Source organism: Vibrio sp. RW (genome assembly GCF_027587105.1).
Lineage (GTDB): Bacteria > Pseudomonadota > Gammaproteobacteria > Enterobacterales > Vibrionaceae > Vibrio > Vibrio toranzoniae.
The window spans coordinates 1-24,068 of sequence record NZ_JAPPTM010000042.1; the positions used below are offsets into that span (position 1 = coordinate 1).

The following is a 24,068-nucleotide window of genomic DNA, read 5'->3' on the forward strand; positions in this document are numbered from 1 at the left end:
TATCCGAAAACGATAATTTTGAATTGTATATTTTTGGAGAAAAAAGGAAGTATAAAATAAAAAACATTTCACACGAGAAAACAATTAATAACAAAAGATAAAAATAGTCAATAATTCTACCATATTTTCACATTATATAAGAGTGTGGTAGAATAAAGTAATATATTGTATTTAGTATAGGAACCTATCTTGCGTACTTCAGTAAATACCAAACAAAAGCCTAAAGGGCAGCTTCTTTTACGTACTCTTTCAATGCCCGCAGACACTAATGCGAATGGTGATATTTTTGGGGGATGGATAATGTCACAGCTAGATTTAGCTGGAGCAATTCTAGCTCAAGAAATATCAGGAGGACGAATAGCAACAGTTTCAGTATCAAGCATCACTTTTAAAAAGCCAGTAAAGGTCGGTGATGTTGTTTGCTGTTATGGTGAGTGCGTTAAAACGGGTAGAACATCAATGTCAATTGATTTGGAAGTTTGGGTCAAACCGATTCAAGAAGATAATGTTAATATGCGATTCCAAGTTTGTTCGGCAAATTTTAATTATGTGGCTATAGATTTAGCAGGGAAACCAAGACCGATTCTGAAAAATGATGTTGCTAATTAAACGAATTAAAAAGAACCAATAACTTATAAAATAAATTTTACTCCATCACACTTCGTCGTCTTATTTCTAAGCCTCGTTATAAAAACAGAGCCAATATTGTATATCTATATCAATTCAGTAATCTAGCTTTAGCTATCAGGACTTCACCAGCATCTCCCAGAAAGGCTAAAATTTCTGGGAGTTTAATCCCCCCTCCTCTACCTATTTTTGTTTTAAGTTATACAAAAATTCGATCAGATCTGACTGTGTGATCATCCCTATTAACTGCTCACTATCGTTTATAATTGGTATGTGGTGAAAGCCTGAAGTTAAATAAGGTATCAAACGTGCAATATGTTGGTCCTTGTGCATTGAAACTGGATTTCTTTTCATATATTGACCAATGGTCTTAGATGTTCTTTTCTTCGCTAGAAGATATAAACCAACAAAAGAATTAATTTTTCTATGTTCAACATAGAGTAAAAAATCGACCAGAGAAAAGATACCTACAATTTTGTGATCGATGTTAACGATTGGAATAGCACTAAACTTCGTTTTCTGAAGTATCTTGAGTCCATCGTAGACAGAGTCATTTTCGGCAAGAGTTAAAATTTCACTCGTCATGACGTGTTCACAAGTTAGTTTTTGATTATTGTGCTCTAAAGCGAGCAAATGAGTTTGTTTAAAAATCTCATCGATCGTTCTTTCATCAACATCCAACCAATCATTTCTATTTTCCAGAACTTCGTGCAATTCATCAAAATAGAACGATGATTTGTCATGAGCAGAAAGTACGGAGTTTGATGAATGTTGAGGCGTCTTTGAAGATTTACTCGCCATCCATTTACGATAAACAATACCAGAGAATGCTAAAGGAATAACATTGAGCAAAACCGGATCGAGCAAAAAACAAACATCAACCGGGTTCGATGTCTGACTCAACACAGGAATAAGCGCAGTAGCAACCCCTGGAGGATGAACACATTTCAATGCAATCATAACCATAATGGTGCAGGTTATCGTCAGTGTGAACAATATTATGATGTTATTAAACACCGCAGATAAACCGAGTCCTATCAATGCAGAAACTAAATGCCCACCGATTAAAGGCCACGTCTTACCCATTGGACTACTAGGAACCACAAAGATAATTGTGATTGAAGCGCCTATAGAAGCAATCAATAAAGGGGTCGTTGGAGTAACATGACCATAGCTTGCTAATCCGGCAACAATGAATGAAGCAAAAAATATGGGAATAGTAAGATAGCAAAAATTGAGTAAACGCTTCACATTCGACATAAACATCATAATAAAAGTCAAAATGGGATTCTATGCGAAGTGCAAAAGTTATTAAAGTGTTTAAAATAGAGTGCGAAGTAAGCCCCCCCCCATTGATATATCAATAAGCGCATTTATCCTACCTTGAACACCCTGCAGAATTATACATTTAGAACGGCTAGAAAATGGTCATTCAAAACTCATAGCAACTGTGTATAATCGCATCAATTTCATTTGATTCGTATATTTCCTATTTAAGTAAGGTCAGTGGTGTTTTTTACTAAGAAGCAAAAGCCAGAGATAAAACCTAGCCATTCCGACAATGTTTATCAGTCTTTAAAAAAGCATGTTGCATGGATCGAGTTTACCCCTGAAGGCGTCATCCAAGATGCCAGTGCGCCCTTTTTAACGCTGGTCGGGTACTCATTAGATGAGGTAAAAGGGCAGCACCACAAAATGCTCTGTACGGATAGCTATATTCGCTCTTCGCTTTATCAAAGCTTTTGGCGAGATCTTGCCAATGGTGTCTCAAAAGAAGGCACGTTCGAGAGAGTAAATAAGCAAGGTGACACGGTTGTTCTAGAAGCGACCTATTTACCGATCAAAAATTCAGATGGTCGTGTCACTGGCGTAGCAAAACTGGCTTCTGATATCACTGAGATCAACGAGCAAAACAAAAAAAATGATGCGTTGTTTTCTGCCTTAGACAAGTCACAAGCGATTATTGAATTTGATCCTGAAGGGACAATACTGACCGCCAACTCAAACTTTTTAAATACGTTGGGTTACAGAGAAAACCAGGTGGTAGGTAAACATCATCGCATGTTCTGTTTTGAGGAATTCTATAATAATCACCCTCACTTCTGGCAAGAATTGCAAAAAGGACAGGTAAAGTCGGGGCTTTTTCAACGTCGCAACTCTAACGGAGCAAGCATCTGGATTGAGGCCAGCTACAACCCCATCATGAATGAAGCAGGCAAGGTCGTGAAAATCGTCAAGCTTGCCAGCAACATAACGGATCGCATTGAACGCAGTCATGCGATTGCTGAAGCTTCAGAGGTGGCCTACTCAACATCACTAGAAACCGCGCAAATAGCACTGGAAGGATCGAAACTGCTTGCCGATTCGGTCGAGGTCTCTTTAACGGTATCCCAAAAAGCGGCCAGTACCTCTCAAAAGGTGCATTCACTCAATGACAGCTCGAAAAGCATTCAAAATATTGTCGCGACGATTCAAGAGATCGCAGCGAGAACGAATTTATTGGCACTCAATGCCGCCATCGAAGCCGCAAGAGCCGGTGAATACGGGAGAGGCTTTGCCGTAGTCGCTGACGAAGTAAGACAACTCGCGTCTCGAACTTCAGACTCGACAAACGAAATAATCAAAGTCGTCGAAGAAAATCAGCAACTCATCAACGAGGTGACCAATATGATGACCGAAATGTCATCCATTACGGAAGAAGGCAATGCCAAGATTACCGAAGTCTCGACCGTCATGGATGAGATCCATAAAGGTGCAGAGAATGTTTCGAGCACGGTGATGAATCTTTCTAATAGCCAACATTAATCAAAATTTAACGATCGACACATTCTAACCCGCGAGATGACACGCTATGGTCAACTCGATGAGGTTTCATGTCGTCAGGTATAAAAACAACAAAGTCAGTGACTAAACACTGACTTTTTACTACGAGTAGAATCTTTAAACAACGCCTTGCTCGATCATTGCATCAGCGACTTTTCTAAACCCCGCAATATTTGCACCGAGTACCAAGTTACCAGGTTGTCCAAACTCTTTACTGGTCTCATTCGCACTGGTGAAAATGTTCTTCATTATGACTTGTAGGTGAGAATCTACCTTTTCAAACGTCCAGTTTTGCATACTGGCATTTTGCGCCATTTCAAGTTGACTGGTCGCAACACCGCCTGCGTTTGCCGCTTTAGCAGGACCGTAAGCAATTTTGGAATCAACAATTGCATTCGCCGCTTCTTGAGTGGTTGGCATATTCGCACCTTCACAGATCAATCGACAACCGTTACTCATAAGCGCTTGCGCATCGGCTAAAGTAAGTTCATTTTGTGTTGCGCACGGAAATGCAGCGTCCGCTTGATAACGCCATGTTGCATGGCCATCAAGAGGATAATCATCGACTGGAGTGTAGACCGCTTCAGGATAAGTACTTAAGTACTCTTCTAAGGAGCAGCGCTTCACTTCTTTAAGCTCTTTCAGTAACTCAAGATCGATGCCCCTCTCATGATAGATCGTCCCGCGAGAATCACTGCAAGTTACTGGAAGTGCTCCAATATGATAAAGCTTTTCGATAGCGTAAATCGCAACGTTACCAGCACCAGATACCAGACACCTTTTACCTTTCAGCGTATCTTGACGATCATTAAGCATGTATTCGGCAAAGTAAACGGCGCCATACCCAGTCGCTTCTTTGCGCCCAAGAGAGCCACCCCAGAGTAAACTTTTACCAGTAAACACACCTTCGTAACGGCCGGTTAAACGCTTGTATTGGCCAAACATATAGCCAATTTCACGAGCACCGACACCGATGTCACCTGCTGGCACATCAGTAACAGGGCCAATATGACGATATAGTTCGTTCATAAAAGATTGACAAAAACGCATGATTTCACCATCAGATTTGTCTTTGGGATCAAAATTAGAGCCACCTTTGCCGCCACCAATAGGTAATCCCGTCAGTGCGTTTTTGAATATTTGCTCAAACCCAAGGAACTTGATGACACTGGCGTTTACTGATGGGTGAAACCTTAGCCCTCCTTTGTATGGGCCTAATGCCGAGTTAAACTCTATGCGATAGCCTTTATTGACTTGCACGTTTCCGGCATCATCAACCCAAGGTACACGAAAAATGATCTGCCTTTCAGGCTCTACAATTCTTTGAATAATCGCTTGTTCTTGATATTGACGATTGCTTTCGATAACCGGTGTAAGAGAAGATAGAACTTCTTCTACCGCTTGATAAAACTCTTTTTGCGCGGGGCTACTGTGTTGTAATGAAACAATCGTATTGTGTATATGTTGCATATTATTCATCCTTGCTATATTTAAAAATGTATATCCATATTATTTCACGGTATTTATTTCTGAGAGCACATCTTTAACAGAGGCAGCTGCACATAAGAGCAACACCTTGAGGTTATTTGAATTTATAGGCTTGGGAGAGTCATTTAATAATCATTTTCATCACAAGTCAGCCATTTAATTGCATAACTTCGATGAATGTTTATTATTAGGTATTCGCTTTGTTGGGTAAAGAAGATGTGAGCTTTTCTATACTTAACATCGCTTACGTAATATGTCACGCTCTTATCGAACGTGATTAAGCATATAAGCCAATATAAGATCTTAAGGCTGTATCATCTGGCAACTTGATTTCAAAAACTACTCTCCCCTCATTAATCCCTTAAGAACCTTAGAAATTATGATCTTCCATTGAATACTATAGAAACTCAAAACAAACAAAAGCCCCGTAAACACAACGTTTACGGGGCTTTTCAGACTTTATAGGATTAAGTCAGAGGGATGATTACATCATACCGCCCATACCACCCATACCGCCCATGCCACCCATATCAGGCATTGCAGGCGCTGAATCTTGAGGCTTATCTGTGATCATCGCTTCTGTTGTGATCATCAGACCCGCAACTGATGCTGCGAACTGAAGTGCAGATCGAGTTACCTTAGTTGGATCTAGGATACCCATAGCAATCATGTCACCGTATTCGCCCGTTGCCGCGTTGTAACCGTAGTTACCTTCGCCAGCACGAACGTTATTAGCAACAACAGACTCTTCATCGCCTGCGTTCTTCGTGATTTGACGGATAGGCGCTTCCATTGCACGCAGTGCAACACGGATACCGACGTTCTGCTCTTCGTTGTCACCTTCAAGGCCAACAACTTTAGATGCCGCGCGGATAAGTGCAACACCACCACCAGCAACCACACCTTCTTCAACGGCAGCGCGAGTGGCGTGAAGTGCATCTTCAACGCGGTCTTTCTTCTCTTTCATCTCAACTTCAGTCGCTGCGCCAACTTTGATGACTGCAACACCGCCAGCTAGCTTAGCGACACGTTCTTGAAGTTTCTCTTTATCGTAGTCAGACGTTGCATCTTCGATTTGTTGACGGATTTGAGCAACACGACCTTGGATCATTGTTTCTTCGCCCGCGCCATCAATGATGGTTGAGTTCTCTTTAGTGATAGTAATGCGCTTAGCTTGACCTAGGTCTTCTAGCGTTACTTTCTCAAGGTCTAGACCGATCTCTTCAGAGATAACCGTACCGCCCGTTAGGATAGCGATATCTTGCAGCATAGACTTACGACGGTCACCGAAGCCAGGCGCTTTAACCGCTGCCACTTTCACGATGCCACGCATGTTGTTCACAACTAGCGTTGCCAGCGCTTCGCCTTCTACATCTTCAGCGATGATAAGAAGTGGACGAGATGCTTTTGCTACTGCTTCTAGAGTCGGAAGCAGTTCACGGATGTTCGACACTTTCTTGTCGATAAGAAGAATGAATGGGCTTTCTAGATCAACAGAACCCGCTTCTTGGTTGTTGATGAAGTAAGGAGACAGGTAACCGCGGTCAAACTGCATACCTTCCACTACGTCTAGCTCGTCTTGCAGAGCTTGACCTTCTTCAACCGTGATTACGCCATCACGGCCTACTTTTTCCATCGCTTCAGCAATGATGTTACCGACTGTCGAATCAGAGTTCGCAGAGATAGTACCGACTTGAGCAATCGCTTTCGTGTCTGAGCATGGCACAGAAAGGTTCTTCAGCTCTTCAACCGCCGCGATAACCGCTTTGTCGATACCGCGCTTAAGATCCATTGGGTTCATGCCAGCAGCAACCGCTTTTAGGCCTTCAGCGATAATAGACTGAGCCAATACGGTTGCTGTTGTTGTGCCGTCGCCCGCCGCGTCATTCGCTTGCGAAGCCACTTCTTTCACCATTTGTGCACCCATGTTTTGGAACTTGTCTTCAAGTTCAATTTCACGTGCAACAGAAACACCATCTTTAGTGATAGTCGGTGCGCCAAATGATTTGTCTAGAACAACGTTACGGCCTTTAGGACCCAGCGTTACTTTTACTGCGTCAGCCAGAACGTTTACACCTTCTAGCATTTTAATACGTGCGTCGTTACCAAATTTAACGTCTTTTGCAGCCATCTTAATTTCCTTTCAAATTCTTTGTTTCGGGGCGTCTCAGCAGCGTTATCGCGTCATTCTGAACAGTGAGGGACGAACGTGATTCAGAATCTACTCAAATCGCACTCTGTTTAGATTCCAGATAACTCGTTCCTCATTTCTGGAATGACGATATGAATCATCCAGTACTGGATCTGATAACTTTTACTGAGAGTTAAATGAAAAAATAGATTACTCAACGATCGCCATGATGTCGTTTTCAGACATGATCAGAACTTCTTTGCCGTCGATCTTTTCAGTTTTAGTGCCGTAGCCTTCTGCAAAGATAACGGTGTCGCCAACTTTAACGTCCAACGGTTGTACTGAGCCGTTTTCTAGAATGCGGCCTTTGCCAACAGCTAGAATAATACCGCGCGTTGATTTTTCAGCGGCAGAACCAGTTAGAACGATGCCACCAGCAGACTTAGATTCAACTTCTTGGCGCTCAACGATAACTCGGTCGTGTAGAGGACGGATATTCATCGGTCGTATCTCCTGATAATTTCCATTTAATATGATAGTTGCCACGATTGGCATGAGGTTACTCAATATGTTGGGGGCAATGTGGAAGATCCCAAGGGGGAAAAGATAAAAATTGTGATCGAAAGAGCAGATTCGAGATGCAAATGAACGAGTAGCGAAAAAGAAAAAAGAAGCCCCCCTATCCCGCATCTGTTTATCCGCTCTCTACATTTGATTCATTCTGATTTATCCTACGTTTTTCGTTTCAATCGGCGTTTTACATGCAAGATAAGCACGGGCTTTTAACCGCCCCGATAGCAAACACTCTGCGCACTATGACCATACCGACCATCTTCGGTATGGTGGCGATCTTGATGTTTAACCTCGTCGACACCTTCTTTATCTCGTTGCTTGGTACCCAAGCCTTAGCGGCGGTCAGTTTTACTTTTCCGGTTACCTTTGCCATCAACTGCATCACCATGGGCATTGGCATTGGCTTATCGACGTGTATTGGCCGATTACTTGGCCAAGGCAGTGCGCAAAATGCGGCACGTTTTACCTGTCATGGCTTACTGCTTGCCTTACTGCTTGTCGGCTGCGCTTCAACGCTGGGTATTATTTTCTTAGAACCACTGTTTATTCAGTTAGGGGCAAAGCCAGCGTTATTGCCTCTGATATCGGAATACATGTGGGTGTGGTATCTGGCCATCCCATTACTGGTTATCCCAATGGCAGGCAACAGCGCAATACGAGCCAGCGGCGACACCAAAACGCCAGCCAAAATTATGATGATCGCAGGGCTGATCAATGGCGTGTTAGATCCGCTACTGATCTTTGGTTATGGGCCTTTTCCTGAGCTGGGAATTCAAGGCGCTGCGATTGCCAGTGGTTTCAGTTGGTTTGGTGCGTTATGTGGCTCACTGTATGTATTAACAATAAGAGAGAAACTGCTGGCTCCCCCTAAGCTGGCCAATATCATCAATGACTGGCGACAGATCCTCACCATTGGCACACCAGCCGCACTCTCTAATGCCCTAAACCCACTTGCTGGCGCTATCATCATGATGATGTTAGCCAAACAAGGCACTGAAGCCGTGGCCGCTTATGGCGCAGCGCAACGTATTGAATCGATTCTTATCATCGTATTAATGTCTCTCACCTCGGCCCTGACCCCTTTCATGGCGCAGAACTTTGGCGCAAACAACCCCAAGCGCAGCTTTGACGGGCTCTTTTTGAGCATGCGTTTTGCCATCTTGTTCCAAGGTTTGGTTTTCTTAATGATGGTACCGCTGAGCATTCCTTTGGCCGCCCTCTTTTCTCAAGAAGAGTCGGTACGTGGCATTTTGTGGCATTACCTATTGGTGGTTCCATTTAGCTATGGATTCCAAGGCATTGTGATGATGCTGATCAGCGGCATGAACGCGATGCATCAACCACTCAAAGCCTTCCAATGGAGCTTCATGCGCCTGTTTGTGTTTACCTTACCTTTTGCATGGATAGGCAGCCAAATCGATGGCGTCGAAGGGCTGTTTATTGGCTTGGCTTTGGGGAATATTGTCGGCGGTATTACCGGATATTGCTTCGCGCTTCGCGAGAAAAAACGCGCCTTATATTCGATGTAATCCCTAGGGAGCAAAAAGGCTTCTCTCTTCAATTTTGGAATGACGACATTCGTTCAAATGTCGTGATGATAAGTTCAACCATGTCGAGACTGGATAAAGGCGGATCATCAGGAAGTGCGATTATCACCAGACTAAATATGGTCTATATTTAAGCCTCTACATTAAGAGATGATGATAATGTCCACTGAAACGATAAGTTACTTAAAAAAGCACGCGGCTAACCTCGATTTATCTGAGCCTATGACCATTACTCAAAATGGCAAGCCCGCTTATACCATTGAATCTTATGAAGATCGAAAGCGTAGAGATGAAGCGATAGCGCTAATGAAACTCTTGTCGTTTTCTATTGATGATGAAAAACATGGCCGAGTAAATTCCAGCTCTCAGATTCGAGATAAACTGGCAAAGCGTAAAAAAACGGCCACACTCGCGTGCAGCCGTTCTAATATTCGATAAAAGTAAAAAACTATTTATCTAAAACAGTCATTACTTGACTACTTAACGATCACGTCACCTGACATCTCAGCTGGGATATCAATACCAGATAGAGCAAGCATCGTTGGTGCAAGGTCAGACAGTTTACCGCCCTCTTTAAACTCAACGTCTTTGCTGCCCACGTAGATAAGTGGCACTGGTAAGTTCGTGTGCGCCGTGTGGATACCGCCCGTTTCTGGGTTTACCATCATTTCCGCGTTACCGTGGTCAGCGGTGATAAGCAGCTGGCCATCCGCTTCTTTGATGGCTGCAACCACTTTACCAAGACATTCGTCTAGCGACTCTACGGCTTTAACCGCTGCATCGTAAACGCCTGTGTGGCCAACCATGTCACAGTTAGGGAAGTTACACACGATAGCGTCGTATTTGCCGCCTTTGATTGCTGCAACCAACTTGTCAGTTAGCTCTGGCGCGCTCATTTCTGGCTGTAGGTCGTAAGTCGCGACTTTTGGAGAAGCCACAAGCTGACGCTCTTCGCCTTCAAACTCGTCTTCTTTACCGCCGTTGAAGAAGAACGTCACGTGCGCGTATTTCTCGGTTTCAGAGATACGTAGCTGCGTTTTGCCTGCTTTCGATAGCCATTCGCCGTACGTGTTCTCTAGAGAAGCCGGTGGGAATGCACAAAGAAGTGGGATGTCTGCTGCGTATTGAGTCAGCATCACAAAGTCGATTGCTGGGAATACGCTACGCTCAAAGCCGTCGAAATTAGGCACGAATGCACGTGTAATTTCACGCGCACGGTCGGCACGGTAGTTCATGAAGATAACCGCATCGCCATCAACGATAGCAGCAGACTCTTCGCCTTCCGCTTTGATTTCCGTTGCTTTAACAAACTCATCGTTTTCTTCACGAGCGTAAGCCGCTTCTAGGCCAGCTACGGCCGTGTCGAATGTGAATTCTGCTTTTGCTTGAGTCAGCAGGTCGTAAGATTCTTGAACGCGATCCCAGTTGTTATCACGGTCCATTGCGTAGTAACGACCAATAAGCGAAGCCACGCGGCCTTTGCCTAGTTTCGCGAATAACGCTTGGAAACGCGCTAATGTGTTTTCTGCGCTACGTGGCGGCGTATCACGGCCGTCTAGGAATGCGTGTAGGTAGATTTTCTCTGCGCCACGTTCAGCGGCCATTTCAACCGCTGCGTAGATGTGATCTTCATGAGAGTGAACGCCACCTGGCGACATAAGGCCCATGATGTGCACAGCTTTCTCGGCTTTCACTGCTTTATCGATAGCGTTCACTAGCGTTTCAGTTTGGCCGAATTCGCCATCTGCGATTGATTTAGTAATACGCGTTAAATCTTGGTATACCACGCGACCCGCGCCGATGTTGGTGTGACCCACTTCAGAGTTACCCATTTGGCCATCAGGTAGGCCTACATCTAAGCCAGAAGCCGAGATTAGCGTGTTAGGTTGGTTAGCGATAAGACCGTCGATTACTGGTGTATTCGCGTTCGCGATCGCGTTGTCTTGGTTGTCTTCACGGTAACCGTAACCGTCAAGGATCACTAGAGCCATTGGCTTCTTAGCTGACATAGGACTGACCTCGTTCAATTCAAAATAAATCGGTATAGAAACAAATTAGCGTAATTTTACTACAGTTTACAGTCAAAACTGTAGTGGAAGATCAAGAAAGGGCGCAGGTCGGGCAACTGAATATGAAAAAAATCATCATTTTGTATCTAGCGATACCACTTAACCTAACACAAATAACGCGTCTATCGACTTATACAGATCCGACCTGTTATACATACAATCCCATAACTGAGACAAACACAACAAACTTTATTTATTGAACAAAACATAATCAACCAGGTGTACATGAGGATCGGTTTCACGTAAAGTACACGCATTCAAAAATAATATAAAATACTGGCTAGAGTTCATCATGTTATTAGAGTTGTCATTTGTTGGCTTCTTCTCCTTTTCGTCGCTCTTTTTGATGCGAAAAGTTGCGAAAGCCGTCGGCTTAGTCGATAAGCCGAACGCAAGAAAATTCCATACAGGTGCTATTCCACTTGTTGGTGGAATAGCGATAAGTTTGTCAATAGGCCAATTCCTCGTCACCAATCCCAATGTTATCCCTCATAGTGAGATCTTTTTAGCTTCTATCGCCGCGCTTATTGTTATCGGGGCACTCGATGACAAGTTCGATATTAGCTTCAAAATACGGCTTATGGTTCAAGCCATCCTCTCCATTTGCATGATGTACTTTGCCGATATTCGACTCGAACACATAGGCAACTTATTAGGATTCGGAGAGATGCATTTAGGGCTTCTTAGCCCAGTTGTGACGATTTTAGCCGTAATTGGTGCCATTAATGCTTTTAATATGGTGGATGGTATTGACGGATTATTAGGGGGGCTTGCCATTGTAACCCTTGGAGGAATCGCCATTTTACTACAAGTAGACAGTCAGCACGGCTTAGCGTATTTATGCGTGGTGTTTATTGTCGCGACCATCCCTTATATCTTAATGAACCTCGGTATTCTTGGGCGAGAACGTAAAGTATTCATGGGCGATGCCGGCAGCATGATGATTGGTTTTACTGTGATTTGGTTACTGCTAGGCGCAAGTCAAAATTCATCAGAATCAATGATGCGACCGATTACGGCATTGTGGTTAATTGCAGTACCACTCATGGACATGGCAGCCATCATGTTCAGACGCATAAGACGCGGCAGTTCTCCATTCAAACCCGACAGAGAACACTTACACCACATATTCCAACGCCTTGGTTTTACATCCCGCCAAACACTGGCCATTATTTGTTTCATTGCGAGTGGCTTTGCCGGTTTCGGGATCTACGGTGAGTTCCTCAACATTTCTGAATCCACGATGTTTATCTTGTTTATGGCTTGCTTTGCTTCATACGCTGTCGCCATGAGCTATGTATGGCGTATCACCAGTTGGATTAGACGCAGCCGCAACCTTCCTGAAAAAGTGTATTAAATATTTTTCACGAGTAGGATCGCTTGAGGCTACAGGCGCTCGTGACAAGAATACAGGTGCGCGTGACAAGCAAGCTTGTGCTGCGACTATAAACCTTGTGTGGTTATAAAACGCTTACGTCGCTGTCGGTATTAAGTTAAGCGGCTCCAGCCTGTCTGGAGCCGCTTTAGTTTTTAGCCATGTCACCTGACCATTCACAACCACTTATTTACATAAATCTTAGTCTCTTTAACCTTAGCCTGCCCTGCATAAAGCTTGGTCTACATGAACCTTAGCCTACAGAAAACTTGCCCTACATAAACCTTGGTCCACATAAACTTTAACCAACCCAAACCCACACTATTGAGCCTTGTTTTCCTTCGTAAAGCCCCCGTATAAATCAAGTCGACGGTGGCGCAAGTTAGTCACCGATCCTTCCATATTAAGCTGCTTAAGCTTCGTTAAATCGACATCTGCAAAAATGATCATTTCGGTATTGGCACTGGCTTCTGTCAATGTCGCATCGTGCGGGAAATAAATATCTGAGGGTGAGAACACGGCGGACTGTGCGTATTGAATATCGACATTATCAACACGAGGTAAGTTGCCAACACTGCCACCAATCGCCACATAACATTCATTCTCGATCGCTCGCGCTTGCGAACAAATACGAACGCGCTGGTAACCATTTTTGGTATCCGTCCAAAACGGTACAAACACAATTTGTGCGCCCTGCTCCGCCATCATTCGGCCTAGCTCCGGGAACTCGCTGTCGTAACAAATGAGTATGCCCACTTTACCTGCATCCGTATCAAACACCTGTACCTTGTCGCCACCATCAATCACCCAGTCTCTTTGTTCATGAGGCGTGATGTGGATTTTGTACTGAGCATTAATGCTCCCGTCACGCTGCAGTAGGTAAGCGACGTTATACAACTTACCGTCCTCTTCAATAATCGGCATACTACCGGCGATGATATTGATGTTGTAGGTCACGGCCAATTGGGAAAAGCGAGATTTGATCTCTTCTGTGAAGCCGGCGAGAAAACGGATGGCCTCGACCGAGTTTTGTTCCTTTTTCAGCCCCATCAGTGGCGCGTTAAAAAATTCAGGGAACAGCGCGAAGTCAGCTTGGTAATTGGCCAGAGAAGAAATAAAGAACTCCGCTTGATCGAGCAAATCTTCTAAATCGTTCATGGCACGCATTTGCCATTGCACCACACCAATGCGGATCAGGTTTTTCTCTACATCGTGAACCGATTGAATGTCTTCCTCATAGAAGAAATTATCCCACTCCAGCAGCGTGGCGTACCCTTTGGATGCGTCGTCTTCGGGTAGATAGCCGCGCATAATTCGTTTCACATCGAAATCATTCGCTAACTGAAACGACAAAATGGGATCATGAAGTTCACGACGTTTTACTTTATCGATGTATTCCGCCACGCTCAGTTCATTCGCATGTTCGTGGTAATGAGGAATGCGACCACCCGCTAATATGGCTTTAAAGTTTTTGCTCCGGCACAGTTCTTTACGAGCATTATACAAACGGCGGCCCAAACGGAGCCCTCGGTAATCGGGGTGCACAAAGACATCCAAGCCATACATGGCATCACCTGTCACTTGGTTCTGAATCACGTTGTTTTCCGTGATGATGTCCGTATAAAGGTGAGGGAGAGAAAAGCGATTGTAATTCACCTTAATCGTCAAGGCGGCGCCGATGATCTTGCCGTTATCTTCAATACAAATTTGCCCATCAGGAAATTGATGAATCAGATCCAGGATGGTCAAGCGTGGCCACGCGCCTCCAACATCAGGAAAGACGAGATCCATTAATGCCGCGAGCTCGGTGTAATCCGATGGCTCAATGGTGCGTAAAGAGAGTTGATGCGAGTTGGTATCCATATCCTACTATCCATATGTCCTTTTTAAACAGTAACAATGAGAATGCCATAATTTGACCGATACATACACCTAACCGAGAGTAAGATCAGCGCGTCATCCTGTCATTTTGCTCATTGATAAACCGGTTATTGCTGTCGCTGATAAATCCACCATTACTGTCGTTGATTAACTCATTAGCGCTTTCACGGATAAACCGGATCATGACTATTAACGACTGCGCGACACAAACAAAAATGGCCAAGTTCAGGTTATGAACTTGGCCATTTTAATCTACTCGCCATCGACAACGTTAATAAGCAATAAGCAATAAGCAATAAGCAATATTATCGATACACTAATCAAGTAGCCTACTGCAACTTATTCTACTTGTTGTAAAACTCGCGATACCACTGAATAAACTCAGCAACGCCTTCTTTTACCGTTACTTTAGGTGTGTAACCTGTTGCGGCAAACAAGTCCTGTGTATCGGCATAAGTTTGGTAAACGTCACCAGGCTGCATCTCGCGGAAGTTTTTCTTCGCTTCAATACCGAGTTCGTCTTCAATCGCCTTTACAAAATCCATCAAGTTGATTGGTGAACCGTGACCAATGTTATACACCGCATAAGGCGCAGAACTGGTTGCTGGAGAACCCGCTTCGACCGTCCAATCGTTGTCACGAGTTGGTACTACATCTGCGATACGCACAACACCTTCAACAATGTCATTTACATGAGTAAAGTCGCGCCACATATCGCCATTATTGTTGATATCAATGGTATCGCCATCGAGGATCTTTTTAGTGAAGATAAACGGTGCCATATCTGGGCGGCCCCACGAACCATACACAGTAAAGAAGCGCAGGCCAGTGGTTGGAATGTCGTATAAGTGAGAGTAGCTGTGCGCCATCAGCTCATTCGACTTTTTGGTCGCCGCATACAGTGAAACCGGGTGATCAACCGAATCTGACGTTGCAAACGGTGTTTTCGCATTCAACCCGTAAACCGAGCTTGAAGAGGCATACACCAAGTGCTTCACTTTATTGTGACGACACCCTTCAAGAATGTTCAAATGGCCAACTAAGTTCGAATCGGCGTAGGCGTGTGGGTTTTCAATTGAATAGCGAACCCCCGCTTGTGCAGCCAAGTGAATCACTTGATCAAACTGCTCAGTTTCAAACAAACTCGCGACACCATCACGGTCAGCGATGTCTAACTGAACCAGTTTAAAATTGGCATGTTGAATACGTGCTAGGCGCGCTTCTTTCAAAGCGACATCGTAGTAGTCATTCAGGTTATCGACACCAACAACCGTGTGGCCTTTCGCCGTTAGCTGCTCTGCTACAGCACTGCCGATAAAACCCGCCGCGCCCGTTACCAAATACTTCATTCTTTTGTTCCTTAATCTGAACCGAATAGATCGCGTGTGTAGACTTTGTCTTTTACATCCGCCAGTTCTTGAGCCATGCGGTTTGAGACAATCACGTCACAGCTTGATTTAAATTGGTCAAAATCGGTGAGCACTAATGAACGGAAGAACTCTTTTTCTTTAAGTTCAGGTTCAAACACTACAACCTCAATGCCTTTCGCCTTCAAGCGCTTCATAATGCCTTGAATACTGGACGCGCGAAAGTTATCTGAACCGGACTTCATGACTAAGCGATAAATACCCACACGTTTCGGGTTGCGCTTAATAATAGAATCAGCAATAAAATCTTTACGTGTGGTATTCGAATCGACAATCGCACCAATAATATTGTTTGGTACATCAGAGTAGTTAGCGCGCAACTGCTTGGTATCTTTTGGTAAGCAGTAACCGCCGTAACCAAACGAAGGGTTATTATAATGCGAACCAATACGAGGGTCTAAGCTGACGCCATCGATGATTTGGCGTGTATCTAGCCCGTGTGACTCGGCGTAGGTATCTAGCTCGTTAAAGTAAGCAACGCGAAGCGCTAAGTAAGTGTTAGAGAACAGCTTTACCGCTTCGGCTTCGGTTGAATCGGTATACAAAATTTCAACGTCTTTTTTAACCGCGCCTTCTAACAGCAGGTTCGCAAAAACTTGTGCGCGTTCAGAACGTTCACCCACGACAATACGGGACGGGTGCAGGTTGTCGTATAACGCTTTACCTTCACGTAAGAACTCTGGCGAGAACATCAGGTTGTCACACTCTAATTCTTGTTTAATGCGCGCGGTATACCCCACAGGAACGGTCGACTTAATCACCATTACTGCGTTTGGGTTAATGGCCATTACCTCTTTAATCACCGCTTCAACTGATGAGGTATTGAAGTAGTTCGTCTCTACATCATAATCGGTCGGTGTTGCGATAATGACATACTCAGCCTTGGAGTAAGCGAATTCTTTATCAAGTGTAGCAGTGAAACTGAGAGATTTATTGGTGAGAAAATCGGTGATTTCAGTATCAACAATTGGAGATTGCTTGTTATTAAGCATCTCAACTTTTTCAGCCACGATATCAACCGCAACTACGTCATGATGCTGAGCAAGCAGCATCGCATTAGACAGACCAACGTAGCCTGTACCAGCAATAGCAATTTTCATCTGAATCCCTAAATACTATATCATTGGTATATGAAAACTTAATAGCCAAGCTAAATAGAAAAAGAAATGGCTTGGCTAATGTAGTTTAGATTAATTGAATTTTCTCTAAGACCTTATCAACATACCTCTTAGCACTAGCGATACTCGTAGATTCTGAATAACAACGTAACTCAGGTGCATTACCTGAAGGACGAAGATGAATAACATCATCGTTATCAAGCGTTAAACGTAATCCATCAGTAACATCAACATTTTTAATTGCTGCCGAGTCAAAACCTAGCTTAGCCAATAACAGTTCTGGGTTAGCCTGACCATCAGCTAAAATTAGCAGGCTTTTTTCGATTGCAAAGTTTTGAATACGGTCACTGTCAGTCACTCTTTTAGGTAAGGCATTAACCAGTGGAGAAATACCATTTTCTCCTGCAGCAGCAAGCAGCATCAGAGCAGGTAAAACGGCATCACGAGTTGGCAGTGCTTTCAGCGTTTTTCCATTCACTTGAACATCACTACCCAGTAAATAGCCACCATTAGCCTCAAAACCGGCAATAGAAGCATACGTCTTCGCCAGTGACGCGAATTCGGCAATAACATAAGGCGAACCAATCTTTGTACGCTCAACATGTTTAAACACATCTAAGCTCTCAACCACGGTATTGCAACTAACGGGTATTGCAAGTGCTTCAATGTTCATCGCACTTGAACATAACAATCCAAGAATATCACCACGTAACCACTCGCCGTTCTCATCTGCCACTAGCGGACGGTCACCATCGCCATCGGTCGAGAAAATAGCATCTAATTGATATTGCTTAGACCAGTTTTGTGCTTTTAGCTTATCCGCATCTGCTACCGCTTCAGTATCAATCGGTACAAACTCATCACTACGCTCTAGTGAAATAACTTCAGCGCCAAGACTAGTAAATAACGGCGCATATAAATCACGCCCAGCACTTGAGTGCTCGTAAATCCCAATACGTTTTCCGCTAAGTAATGAAGCATCAAATAACTCAGTGTAACGAGCGATATAGTCCGTTGCCGCGCGTTGGTTAACGATCAGTTCAGGCAAATCACTGATTGAAGTAAATACCGCATCAGCGTTTAAAATCGCTTGCTCATCAGCTTTAGTAATTTCACCGTCAGGTCGGTAAAACTTAAGACCATTACGATCAAAAGGAATATGGCTACCAGTAATCATAATGCATGGAATTTTGTCTTGCATTGCCACATAGGCCAGCGCTGGTGTTGGTACCACACCATAATAAACAGCTTCAAGATCTAACTGCTCTAGGGCTTTAATACAAGCTTGAGCCATTGCTAGGCTGCTAGGACGATTATCAATGGCAAGTGCAACGGTTTTAAACTGAAACTGCCCCTGCATACATTGCACAAAGGCATGAGTAAAAGCTGCGCAAGCATCAGCCGTGAACTGATCTACCAAACCACGCGCACCACTGGTGCCAAATTGAATACCTGACTCTTTAATTACTTTCGAACTAATTAACATAAGAAAAATCTACACATATTGTGAAATACTGAGTAACTTAAATGATTATAAATACCCTGAAATGAGCTAATATTAATCGAACTCTTAAATACGACCATATCTATCTTCAAAGCGGACAATATCATCCTCACCAAGGTATGAGCCCGTTTGTACTTCAATCATTTCCAATGGTATTTTACCTGGGTTCTCAAGGGCATGAATCGTACCTAAAGGAATATAGGTCGACTGGTCTTCAGTCACTAAAATTACGTCATCACCATTAGTTACACTTGCTGTACCGGCAACGACAATCCAATGCTCACTTCGATGAAAATGTTTTTGAATCGAAAGCTTTTGCCCCGGATTTACAGTGATACGTTTCACTTGGTCTCGTGCACCAAAGTCAATCGAATCATATTTACCCCAGGGACGATAAACTTCACGATGAATTTTATATTCAGAACGTTCTGAATTTTTTAATTGCTCTACAATCGCTTTGACATCTTGCACTTGTGATTTATCCGCAACTAAGATGGCATCCTTAGTTTCAACAATCACTAAGTTATCAACCCCGACTGTTGCAATCAGTTTGTTTTCAGAATATACATAATTGTTCGTAGATTTAACTGAAATTACATCGCCTTTATGAGCATTATTGTTACTATCTTTCTCAGTTACATCCCACAATGCAGACCAAGATCCGACATCACTCCAACCTGCATCCATTGGCACAACCACTAAGTTACCTGAGCCGCTAGGTGCACAAACTGGCTCCATCACCGCATAATCGATTGAATCTGCTGGGCATGCTTGAAATGCTTGCCTGTCTATACGCACAAAATCTAAATCAACTTGGGTCGCACTCATGGCTTTTTCACAAGCTTCTAGCATGGTTGGATTATGAGTTTTCAATTCTTCAATATATTGAGAAGCTTTAAACATGAACATACCACTATTCCAATAGTATTCACCGGATTCTAAATAATCTTGAGCCGCCTTTAAATCAGGTTTTTCTACAAAACTGTCGACCTTAAACGCTGTACCATTTTGTGAGACACCACGTTTAATATAGCCATATCCGGTTTCTGCTGCAGTAGGTACAATACCAAAGGTGACCAATTGATTCGCTTTAGCATGAACCAAAGCTTGTTTAACGGACTGCTGAAATACTATTCGGTTTTCAATCAAGTGATCAGCTGCAAGCACTAATAATATTGGTTCAACATCCGACCCTTCAACTTGCTTTATAGCTTGAAGCGCGGCAAGAGCAATAGCGGGAGCTGTATTACGACCCACTGGTTCCAAAATAATTCCGGAATGCTCAAAACCACCTAAACGCGTTTGCTCTGCGGCAATGAAACGGTGCTCTTCATTGCAAATAAGTAACGGAGCTGTGTGATCGAGTCCTTCAAGACGTGCAAAGGTTTGTTGTAGCATTGACTGCTCGCCAGTTACTTTTAAAAACTGTTTTGGATAAAGTTCGCGAGATAGAGGCCAAAGACGAGAACCAGTACCACCGGCCATAATGACAGGTTGAATCATGAGAATACCTTTAATTTGAAAGAAGATTATTAATAGCAATAGTGACAGGAGCCAATTTACCCGACCAAGAATGATTATTTTGTACGTAGTTAAGCGCGTTTACTGATAAAAACTTAGCGAATTCAATATCGTTATCTATTCGCAATATTTGCTTAGTAAATTCATCAGGTGTGTCAGCAACTAATATATCTTGCTCTGGAGTCGAGTCTAACCCCTCTAATCCTGTAGCAGTTGTAATAGAAGGTAAGCCTAATGCCATATATTCTAAAATTTTATTCTGAACACCAGCAGCTAAACGAACAGAGCATATACCCGCAACAGCCCCTCTTGCATGTGCAACTACATTATCAACGGCTCCGGTTACAACAACCCCCTCGATACGTTTAAGTTTTTGCTCACCTTCAGGTTTAATTCGACCAATAACTTTAAAAGTAAAATCACCATGTTTACGTAATAAGGGTAGACATTCTTTGGCAAACCACATTGCTGCATCAAAGTTTTGTGCAGAAAACATATTACCAATAAAAACAACTTCTTTCTTGCTTGGCGAAAACTCATAAGGTAAAGATGACAAGTCAACGCCATTGGAACAAACAAGTGTTTTCTCGTAACATTCGTCCGAGGTATCAAAAAGAAAGTCTTTGTCAAATTGAGATACAAACACATTATAATCGAAGTACTTTACAATTCCTTTTTCGTAACGATTTAAACGGGACTGTTCAACTTTATAGATATAACCTTTCAAACCTGCATTATTTTTTGTTTCTATAACACGATAATAATTCATAGAAATGGCATCAGTCATCTCGAGAATCTTTGGTTTATCTATATTCTTGGCATAATCAGCCATTCGAATAAGGTGAGGTAATATCAAGTCATGCTCTAACGACAATTGCTCAACCATATTTAAAAAATCATTACTATTATAATAAGCTGCCTGTAAAGGCTTTGTAGTCGGAAGTGTTAATAAGCAGTTTAGATATGATTTCCACTTCGGTAATAGCACTCTATGAATCGATGAAAAAACACCGTCATCAGGAGTATCCATTTCCATCTCATTTTCATTTTCACAAAGACTTAAGAGTGTTATTGAATAGTTTTTCGACAACTCTTTACATATCTCAAATATACGTAGACGATCACCTCCAATAACAGGATAAGGAAAGCGTGGAGTTAACACTAGAATTTTCTTTTGTTTTGCCATCAATAATCTCGTAAAAAAGTTACATATGCTATAGTGAAAGGATAGAGAAAGAAATAAAACGTTGAAAACTGCATCATAGCGCCAAAGCTTAACGAAATAAGCAAAGTAGCCAAAAGCTTGTCTCTAGAGAGCCTAGAGCAGATTTTTACTCTAGAAAAAAACACACATAGAAATAAAAAAATACCAAAAATCCCAAAATCAACGCCAAGACGCAAAATCAGATTTCTTGGATCTGCATTTAAATTTTCTAAGTGCCGTGGTAATTCTGATAGATACATTGTAGGTGTAGCAATAAGATCTGTATAATCTTTAAGGTAATAAGAAAAACCAGAAATCCCATAACCTACCGGGTTATCAATAATCATATTAACAGCAACAAACGGATAACCAATCCTTACCAATAGAGAATTATCAACAGAAATAATATAATAAAAAGCATTTTTCAAATCATACAATTCAATATCATATAATTTAGATATTCTTGAAAAAGTGTAACCACCTTGATTCCAGAACTTAAAAATAAAAATAAAAACACTAACAAAAACCGATACCGCAATAATAAACTTAAGAACATTAGTAAGCGAAACTCTACGAAAAACTAAATAATAAAAACTTAAAGATATAATTAAAACACTAATAGCGGTAAGTGAAAATGACACTAAAATAATCAAAAAGTTCGTAAACAAGAGGAAAAAATCGAACCTGTTTTCTCTATCTTTATAATTAACATAGATAAAAATACTAGCAAACAGCAAAAGTTGAACAGCCCACGATAGTTCATTAGTTGTTAACACAAACCCTTGCTTTGCTGAACCGGTTAAAATAAGTGTCAATAACGATTTTACGTGAGAAAGAAATCCTATTTTTGACATCAAAAATTCGATTATTGCGAAGATAGAAACAATTCGAGACAACAACAGTAAATAATCACGTATTTTATCTTTACCAAGAATGCGAAAAGAAAAATAAAAACCAGGATAACAAAGCAAACCTATGACATAAGCAGATAGGAATATAACATTAAAATGACCAACATATATCGAATATAGTGAATATGAGACTAATAGGAAAATGAAGAATAATGTATACAACACAGTATCGATTGAAAAACTAACTCTACTTCCGAAAACAAATATAAAGCCTAATAAACCAGCCAAATATGGACTTATAGCTGAGTAAGTACCTGGAATAAATGGTAGGCTCCAAAATGGTATAGAAAAAATCAACAAGGCCGAAATAAATTTCACTAAAATACCCTACACTTTATATCTGGAACAATTTATCAATCTTATCTTTCAATTCATCAACATCAAAGAACTTTGCTCGATCATAACTTTTCAATGAAAATCTCTTGTGATTATCTTCGTTTTCAAAAAATTTTACTGAATCTACAATCTTAATTACATCACTTCTCGATATTTCACTTAAGTCATCAGATAGCTTACCTAATGATAAACCGTAATTTCCTCCATCAATGATGTAACCAGGCCCACTTTCACACTCTGTTGATATTATTGGTATATCTAATGCCATTGCCTCTACAAGACAGTTACCAAAAGATTCCCACAAAGAAGTAAATATAAACAAGTGTGACCGGGCTATATACTTATGTGGATTGTCAACATTTCCGAGAAAAAACACCTTATCTTCCAATTTGTATTTTTTAACTCTATCTTCTAAAAAGTTCCGCAGCTCGCCTTCACCTAAAATGACAAGACGGTAGGCATCATTGCTCTTGCAAAGAGCATCAAACGCATCAATCAAATGCCATTGACCTTTCTGTTTTGACAATCGACCAGCAGTAACAATAACCTTAAAGTTATTAAAAATATATTCATAATCATGTTCTATACCTTCTCTACTCAACTTCTTAATATCATCCAAAACAAAAAAATTATCTAAATGGAAAATTTTTGACCTAGGTACTCGATAAAAAGTTTCTATCGATCTTATCATCTCATTTGAATTGGCATGAATTACGTCCGATCTCTTATATAAAAACTTCAATATATAAGTTAAAAATGTTCCTTCAACAAGGTCTTTACGCGGGTCTTGCCTTTCAGATAGTATTGTCTTACAACTTTCTCCAAGCATCAGCGACACCAATACGTTAACTATATTAGGTATATATGTCATTGAATATATAACATCAGGCTTGTATTTAACCTTATATCTATACAACTTAAAAACAGCAATTAATAAGGCCGGATATCTAAAAATCTTCTTGCATAAAAGATTGAACTTCGATGTCGAAAAATTAGCAGAAAGAGGTAGGTTTAATCTAACTATATTTGCGCACTTAACTTTTTTTAAAATCGGTGTTGTATCATAAACAATTACATCAACCGTGCATGTATCACTTAAGTGATCCACTATTTTTCGAGTGCTTTCAGCAACACCACCCTGATATAAGTCACTTGTGAAAACCGCTACTCTTTTTCCCATCACACTCGCCTTAAATTAAAAATTTTCTCATTGTTTTTTTTATCAACATAGTACTCTCTTTCAATAAATAACCATTTATCATAAGTATCCATAATTACTCGTGCTGAAAGTTCACCTTCATTTCCTTGCCATTTGGTACCAAAGGTTGAACTATAGCTTTGTATATTTTCAATCATATCTCTTTTCATCGAATAGTCACCGATGAAAAAATTAAAGACATCCGAGACATGATCGCAATTCAAAGAAATACCATTTTTCACAAAACCATAGTAATCAAAATGTTTACCGTCCTCACTAAAGTCGAAATATATTGAAAGAATACCAGACAAAGATGCCTCTAAATGTATTCCCGT

At 41.8% G+C, this 24,068-nt stretch carries 19 protein-coding genes; 5 read left to right on the forward strand and 14 right to left on the reverse strand.

The window, feature by feature from the left end; translation table 11 throughout:
• The first annotated feature begins 189 nt into the window (after window positions 1-189).
• On the forward strand, window positions 190-609 hold the full coding sequence (gene yciA / locus OCT63_RS20260) for an acyl-CoA thioester hydrolase YciA (protein WP_060467008.1): 420 nt from the start codon (window positions 190-192) through the stop codon (window positions 607-609).
• 201 nt (window positions 610-810) lie between these two features.
• Here yciA and OCT63_RS20265 read toward each other — a convergent pair whose 3' ends face one another.
• Window positions 811-1,887: an HPP family protein gene (locus tag OCT63_RS20265; RefSeq protein WP_269984466.1), complete on the reverse strand. Its 1,077-nt coding sequence runs from the start codon at window positions 1,885-1,887 to the stop codon at window positions 811-813.
• 249 nt (window positions 1,888-2,136) lie between these two features.
• On the opposite strand from OCT63_RS20265, the gene OCT63_RS20270 reads away from it, so the two are divergent.
• Window positions 2,137-3,432, forward strand: coding sequence for a methyl-accepting chemotaxis protein (locus OCT63_RS20270; RefSeq protein ID WP_150879002.1), 1,296 nt, complete (start codon window positions 2,137-2,139; stop codon window positions 3,430-3,432).
• Window positions 3,433-3,567: 135 nt separating this feature from the next.
• On the opposite strand, the gene gdhA is transcribed toward OCT63_RS20270, so the two are convergent.
• The 3 genes from gdhA to OCT63_RS20285 form a co-directional block, all read right to left on the reverse strand.
• The gene (gene gdhA / locus OCT63_RS20275) at window positions 3,568-4,920 is read right to left on the reverse strand and encodes an NADP-specific glutamate dehydrogenase (protein WP_269984467.1); all 1,353 of its coding nucleotides are present in this window, start codon (window positions 4,918-4,920) and stop codon (window positions 3,568-3,570) included.
• A 502-nt stretch (window positions 4,921-5,422) separates the two neighbouring features.
• Entirely contained in the window at window positions 5,423-7,069 is a 1,647-nt protein-coding gene (gene groL / locus OCT63_RS20280) for a chaperonin GroEL (protein WP_269984468.1), read from the reverse strand.
• A 210-nt stretch (window positions 7,070-7,279) separates the two neighbouring features.
• The gene (locus tag OCT63_RS20285; RefSeq protein WP_010433998.1) at window positions 7,280-7,570 is read right to left on the reverse strand and encodes a co-chaperone GroES; all 291 of its coding nucleotides are present in this window, start codon (window positions 7,568-7,570) and stop codon (window positions 7,280-7,282) included.
• 260 nt (window positions 7,571-7,830) lie between these two features.
• On the opposite strand from OCT63_RS20285, the gene OCT63_RS20290 reads away from it, so the two are divergent.
• Window positions 7,831-9,171 carry an MATE family efflux transporter gene (locus OCT63_RS20290; protein ID WP_269984469.1) on the forward strand — a complete coding sequence of 447 codons (1,341 nt, stop codon included), beginning with the start codon at window positions 7,831-7,833 and terminating at the stop codon, window positions 9,169-9,171.
• Between the two features lie 177 nt (window positions 9,172-9,348).
• Window positions 9,349-9,627 carry a type II toxin-antitoxin system Phd/YefM family antitoxin gene (locus OCT63_RS20295; RefSeq protein ID WP_146449451.1) on the forward strand — a complete coding sequence of 93 codons (279 nt, stop codon included), beginning with the start codon at window positions 9,349-9,351 and terminating at the stop codon, window positions 9,625-9,627.
• Window positions 9,628-9,665: 38 nt separating this feature from the next.
• On the opposite strand, the gene gpmM is transcribed toward OCT63_RS20295, so the two are convergent.
• Entirely contained in the window at window positions 9,666-11,198 is a 1,533-nt protein-coding gene (gene gpmM / locus OCT63_RS20300) for a 2,3-bisphosphoglycerate-independent phosphoglycerate mutase (RefSeq protein WP_269984470.1), read from the reverse strand.
• A gap of 352 nt (window positions 11,199-11,550) precedes the next feature.
• Between gpmM and wecA the strand changes: the two genes are divergently transcribed.
• Complete coding sequence (wecA, locus tag OCT63_RS20305) at window positions 11,551-12,615, forward strand: UDP-N-acetylglucosamine--undecaprenyl-phosphate N-acetylglucosaminephosphotransferase (protein ID WP_077679870.1); 1,065 nt, start codon at window positions 11,551-11,553, stop codon at window positions 12,613-12,615.
• 339 nt (window positions 12,616-12,954) lie between these two features.
• On the opposite strand, the gene OCT63_RS20310 is transcribed toward wecA, so the two are convergent.
• The 9 genes from OCT63_RS20310 to OCT63_RS20350 all read right to left on the reverse strand — a co-directional run.
• A complete protein-coding gene (locus tag OCT63_RS20310) occupies window positions 12,955-14,496 on the reverse strand; it encodes a bifunctional GNAT family N-acetyltransferase/carbon-nitrogen hydrolase family protein (RefSeq protein WP_077679869.1) in 1,542 nt (513 codons plus the stop codon).
• A gap of 362 nt (window positions 14,497-14,858) precedes the next feature.
• A complete protein-coding gene (locus OCT63_RS20315) occupies window positions 14,859-15,863 on the reverse strand; it encodes an NAD-dependent epimerase (protein ID WP_137025120.1) in 1,005 nt (334 codons plus the stop codon).
• An 11-nt stretch (window positions 15,864-15,874) separates the two neighbouring features.
• Window positions 15,875-17,041, reverse strand: a complete 1,167-nt coding sequence (locus OCT63_RS20320) for a nucleotide sugar dehydrogenase (protein ID WP_269984471.1) — start codon at window positions 17,039-17,041, stop codon at window positions 15,875-15,877.
• A gap of 85 nt (window positions 17,042-17,126) precedes the next feature.
• Window positions 17,127-18,545, reverse strand: coding sequence for a phosphomannomutase (locus OCT63_RS20325; protein ID WP_269984472.1), 1,419 nt, complete (start codon window positions 18,543-18,545; stop codon window positions 17,127-17,129).
• A gap of 84 nt (window positions 18,546-18,629) precedes the next feature.
• Entirely contained in the window at window positions 18,630-20,066 is a 1,437-nt protein-coding gene (locus tag OCT63_RS20330; protein WP_269984473.1) for a mannose-1-phosphate guanylyltransferase/mannose-6-phosphate isomerase, read from the reverse strand.
• Window positions 20,067-20,076: 10 nt separating this feature from the next.
• On the reverse strand, window positions 20,077-21,270 hold the full coding sequence (locus OCT63_RS20335; protein WP_269984474.1) for a glycosyltransferase family 4 protein: 1,194 nt from the start codon (window positions 21,268-21,270) through the stop codon (window positions 20,077-20,079).
• On the reverse strand, window positions 21,270-22,517 hold the full coding sequence (locus OCT63_RS20340) for an O-antigen polymerase (RefSeq protein ID WP_269984475.1): 1,248 nt from the start codon (window positions 22,515-22,517) through the stop codon (window positions 21,270-21,272). Before OCT63_RS20340 ends, OCT63_RS20335 begins: the two co-directional genes overlap by 1 nt.
• Before the next feature lie 16 nt (window positions 22,518-22,533).
• Entirely contained in the window at window positions 22,534-23,715 is a 1,182-nt protein-coding gene (locus OCT63_RS20345; protein WP_269984476.1) for a glycosyltransferase, read from the reverse strand.
• Window positions 23,715-24,068, reverse strand: a 354-nt coding sequence (locus tag OCT63_RS20350) for a hypothetical protein (RefSeq protein WP_269984477.1), incomplete at its 5' end; no start/stop codon positions are given. The genes OCT63_RS20350 and OCT63_RS20345, both read right to left, overlap by 1 nt.

Coding starts and splice junctions, on each gene's coding strand:
- wecA (WP_077679870.1), top strand. CDS start 11,551: ATGTTATTAGAGTTGTCATTTGTTGGCTTCTTCTCCTTTTCGTCGCTC.
- OCT63_RS20295 (WP_146449451.1), top strand. CDS start 9,349: ATGTCCACTGAAACGATAAGTTACTTAAAAAAGCACGCGGCTAACCTC.
- OCT63_RS20335 (WP_269984474.1), bottom strand. CDS start 21,270: ATGGCAAAACAAAAGAAAATTCTAGTGTTAACTCCACGCTTTCCTTAT.
- OCT63_RS20315 (WP_137025120.1), bottom strand. CDS start 15,863: ATGAAGTATTTGGTAACGGGCGCGGCGGGTTTTATCGGCAGTGCTGTA.
- OCT63_RS20290 (WP_269984469.1), top strand. CDS start 7,831: ATGCAAGATAAGCACGGGCTTTTAACCGCCCCGATAGCAAACACTCTG.
- OCT63_RS20330 (WP_269984473.1), bottom strand. CDS start 20,066: ATGATTCAACCTGTCATTATGGCCGGTGGTACTGGTTCTCGTCTTTGG.
- OCT63_RS20345 (WP_269984476.1), bottom strand. CDS start 23,715: ATGGGAAAAAGAGTAGCGGTTTTCACAAGTGACTTATATCAGGGTGGT.
- OCT63_RS20265 (WP_269984466.1), bottom strand. CDS start 1,887: ATGTCGAATGTGAAGCGTTTACTCAATTTTTGCTATCTTACTATTCCC.
- OCT63_RS20310 (WP_077679869.1), bottom strand. CDS start 14,496: ATGGATACCAACTCGCATCAACTCTCTTTACGCACCATTGAGCCATCG.
- gpmM (WP_269984470.1), bottom strand. CDS start 11,198: ATGTCAGCTAAGAAGCCAATGGCTCTAGTGATCCTTGACGGTTACGGT.
- groL (WP_269984468.1), bottom strand. CDS start 7,069: ATGGCTGCAAAAGACGTTAAATTTGGTAACGACGCACGTATTAAAATG.
- OCT63_RS20285 (WP_010433998.1), bottom strand. CDS start 7,570: ATGAATATCCGTCCTCTACACGACCGAGTTATCGTTGAGCGCCAAGAA.
- OCT63_RS20320 (WP_269984471.1), bottom strand. CDS start 17,041: ATGAAAATTGCTATTGCTGGTACAGGCTACGTTGGTCTGTCTAATGCG.
- OCT63_RS20325 (WP_269984472.1), bottom strand. CDS start 18,545: ATGTTAATTAGTTCGAAAGTAATTAAAGAGTCAGGTATTCAATTTGGC.
- gdhA (WP_269984467.1), bottom strand. CDS start 4,920: ATGCAACATATACACAATACGATTGTTTCATTACAACACAGTAGCCCC.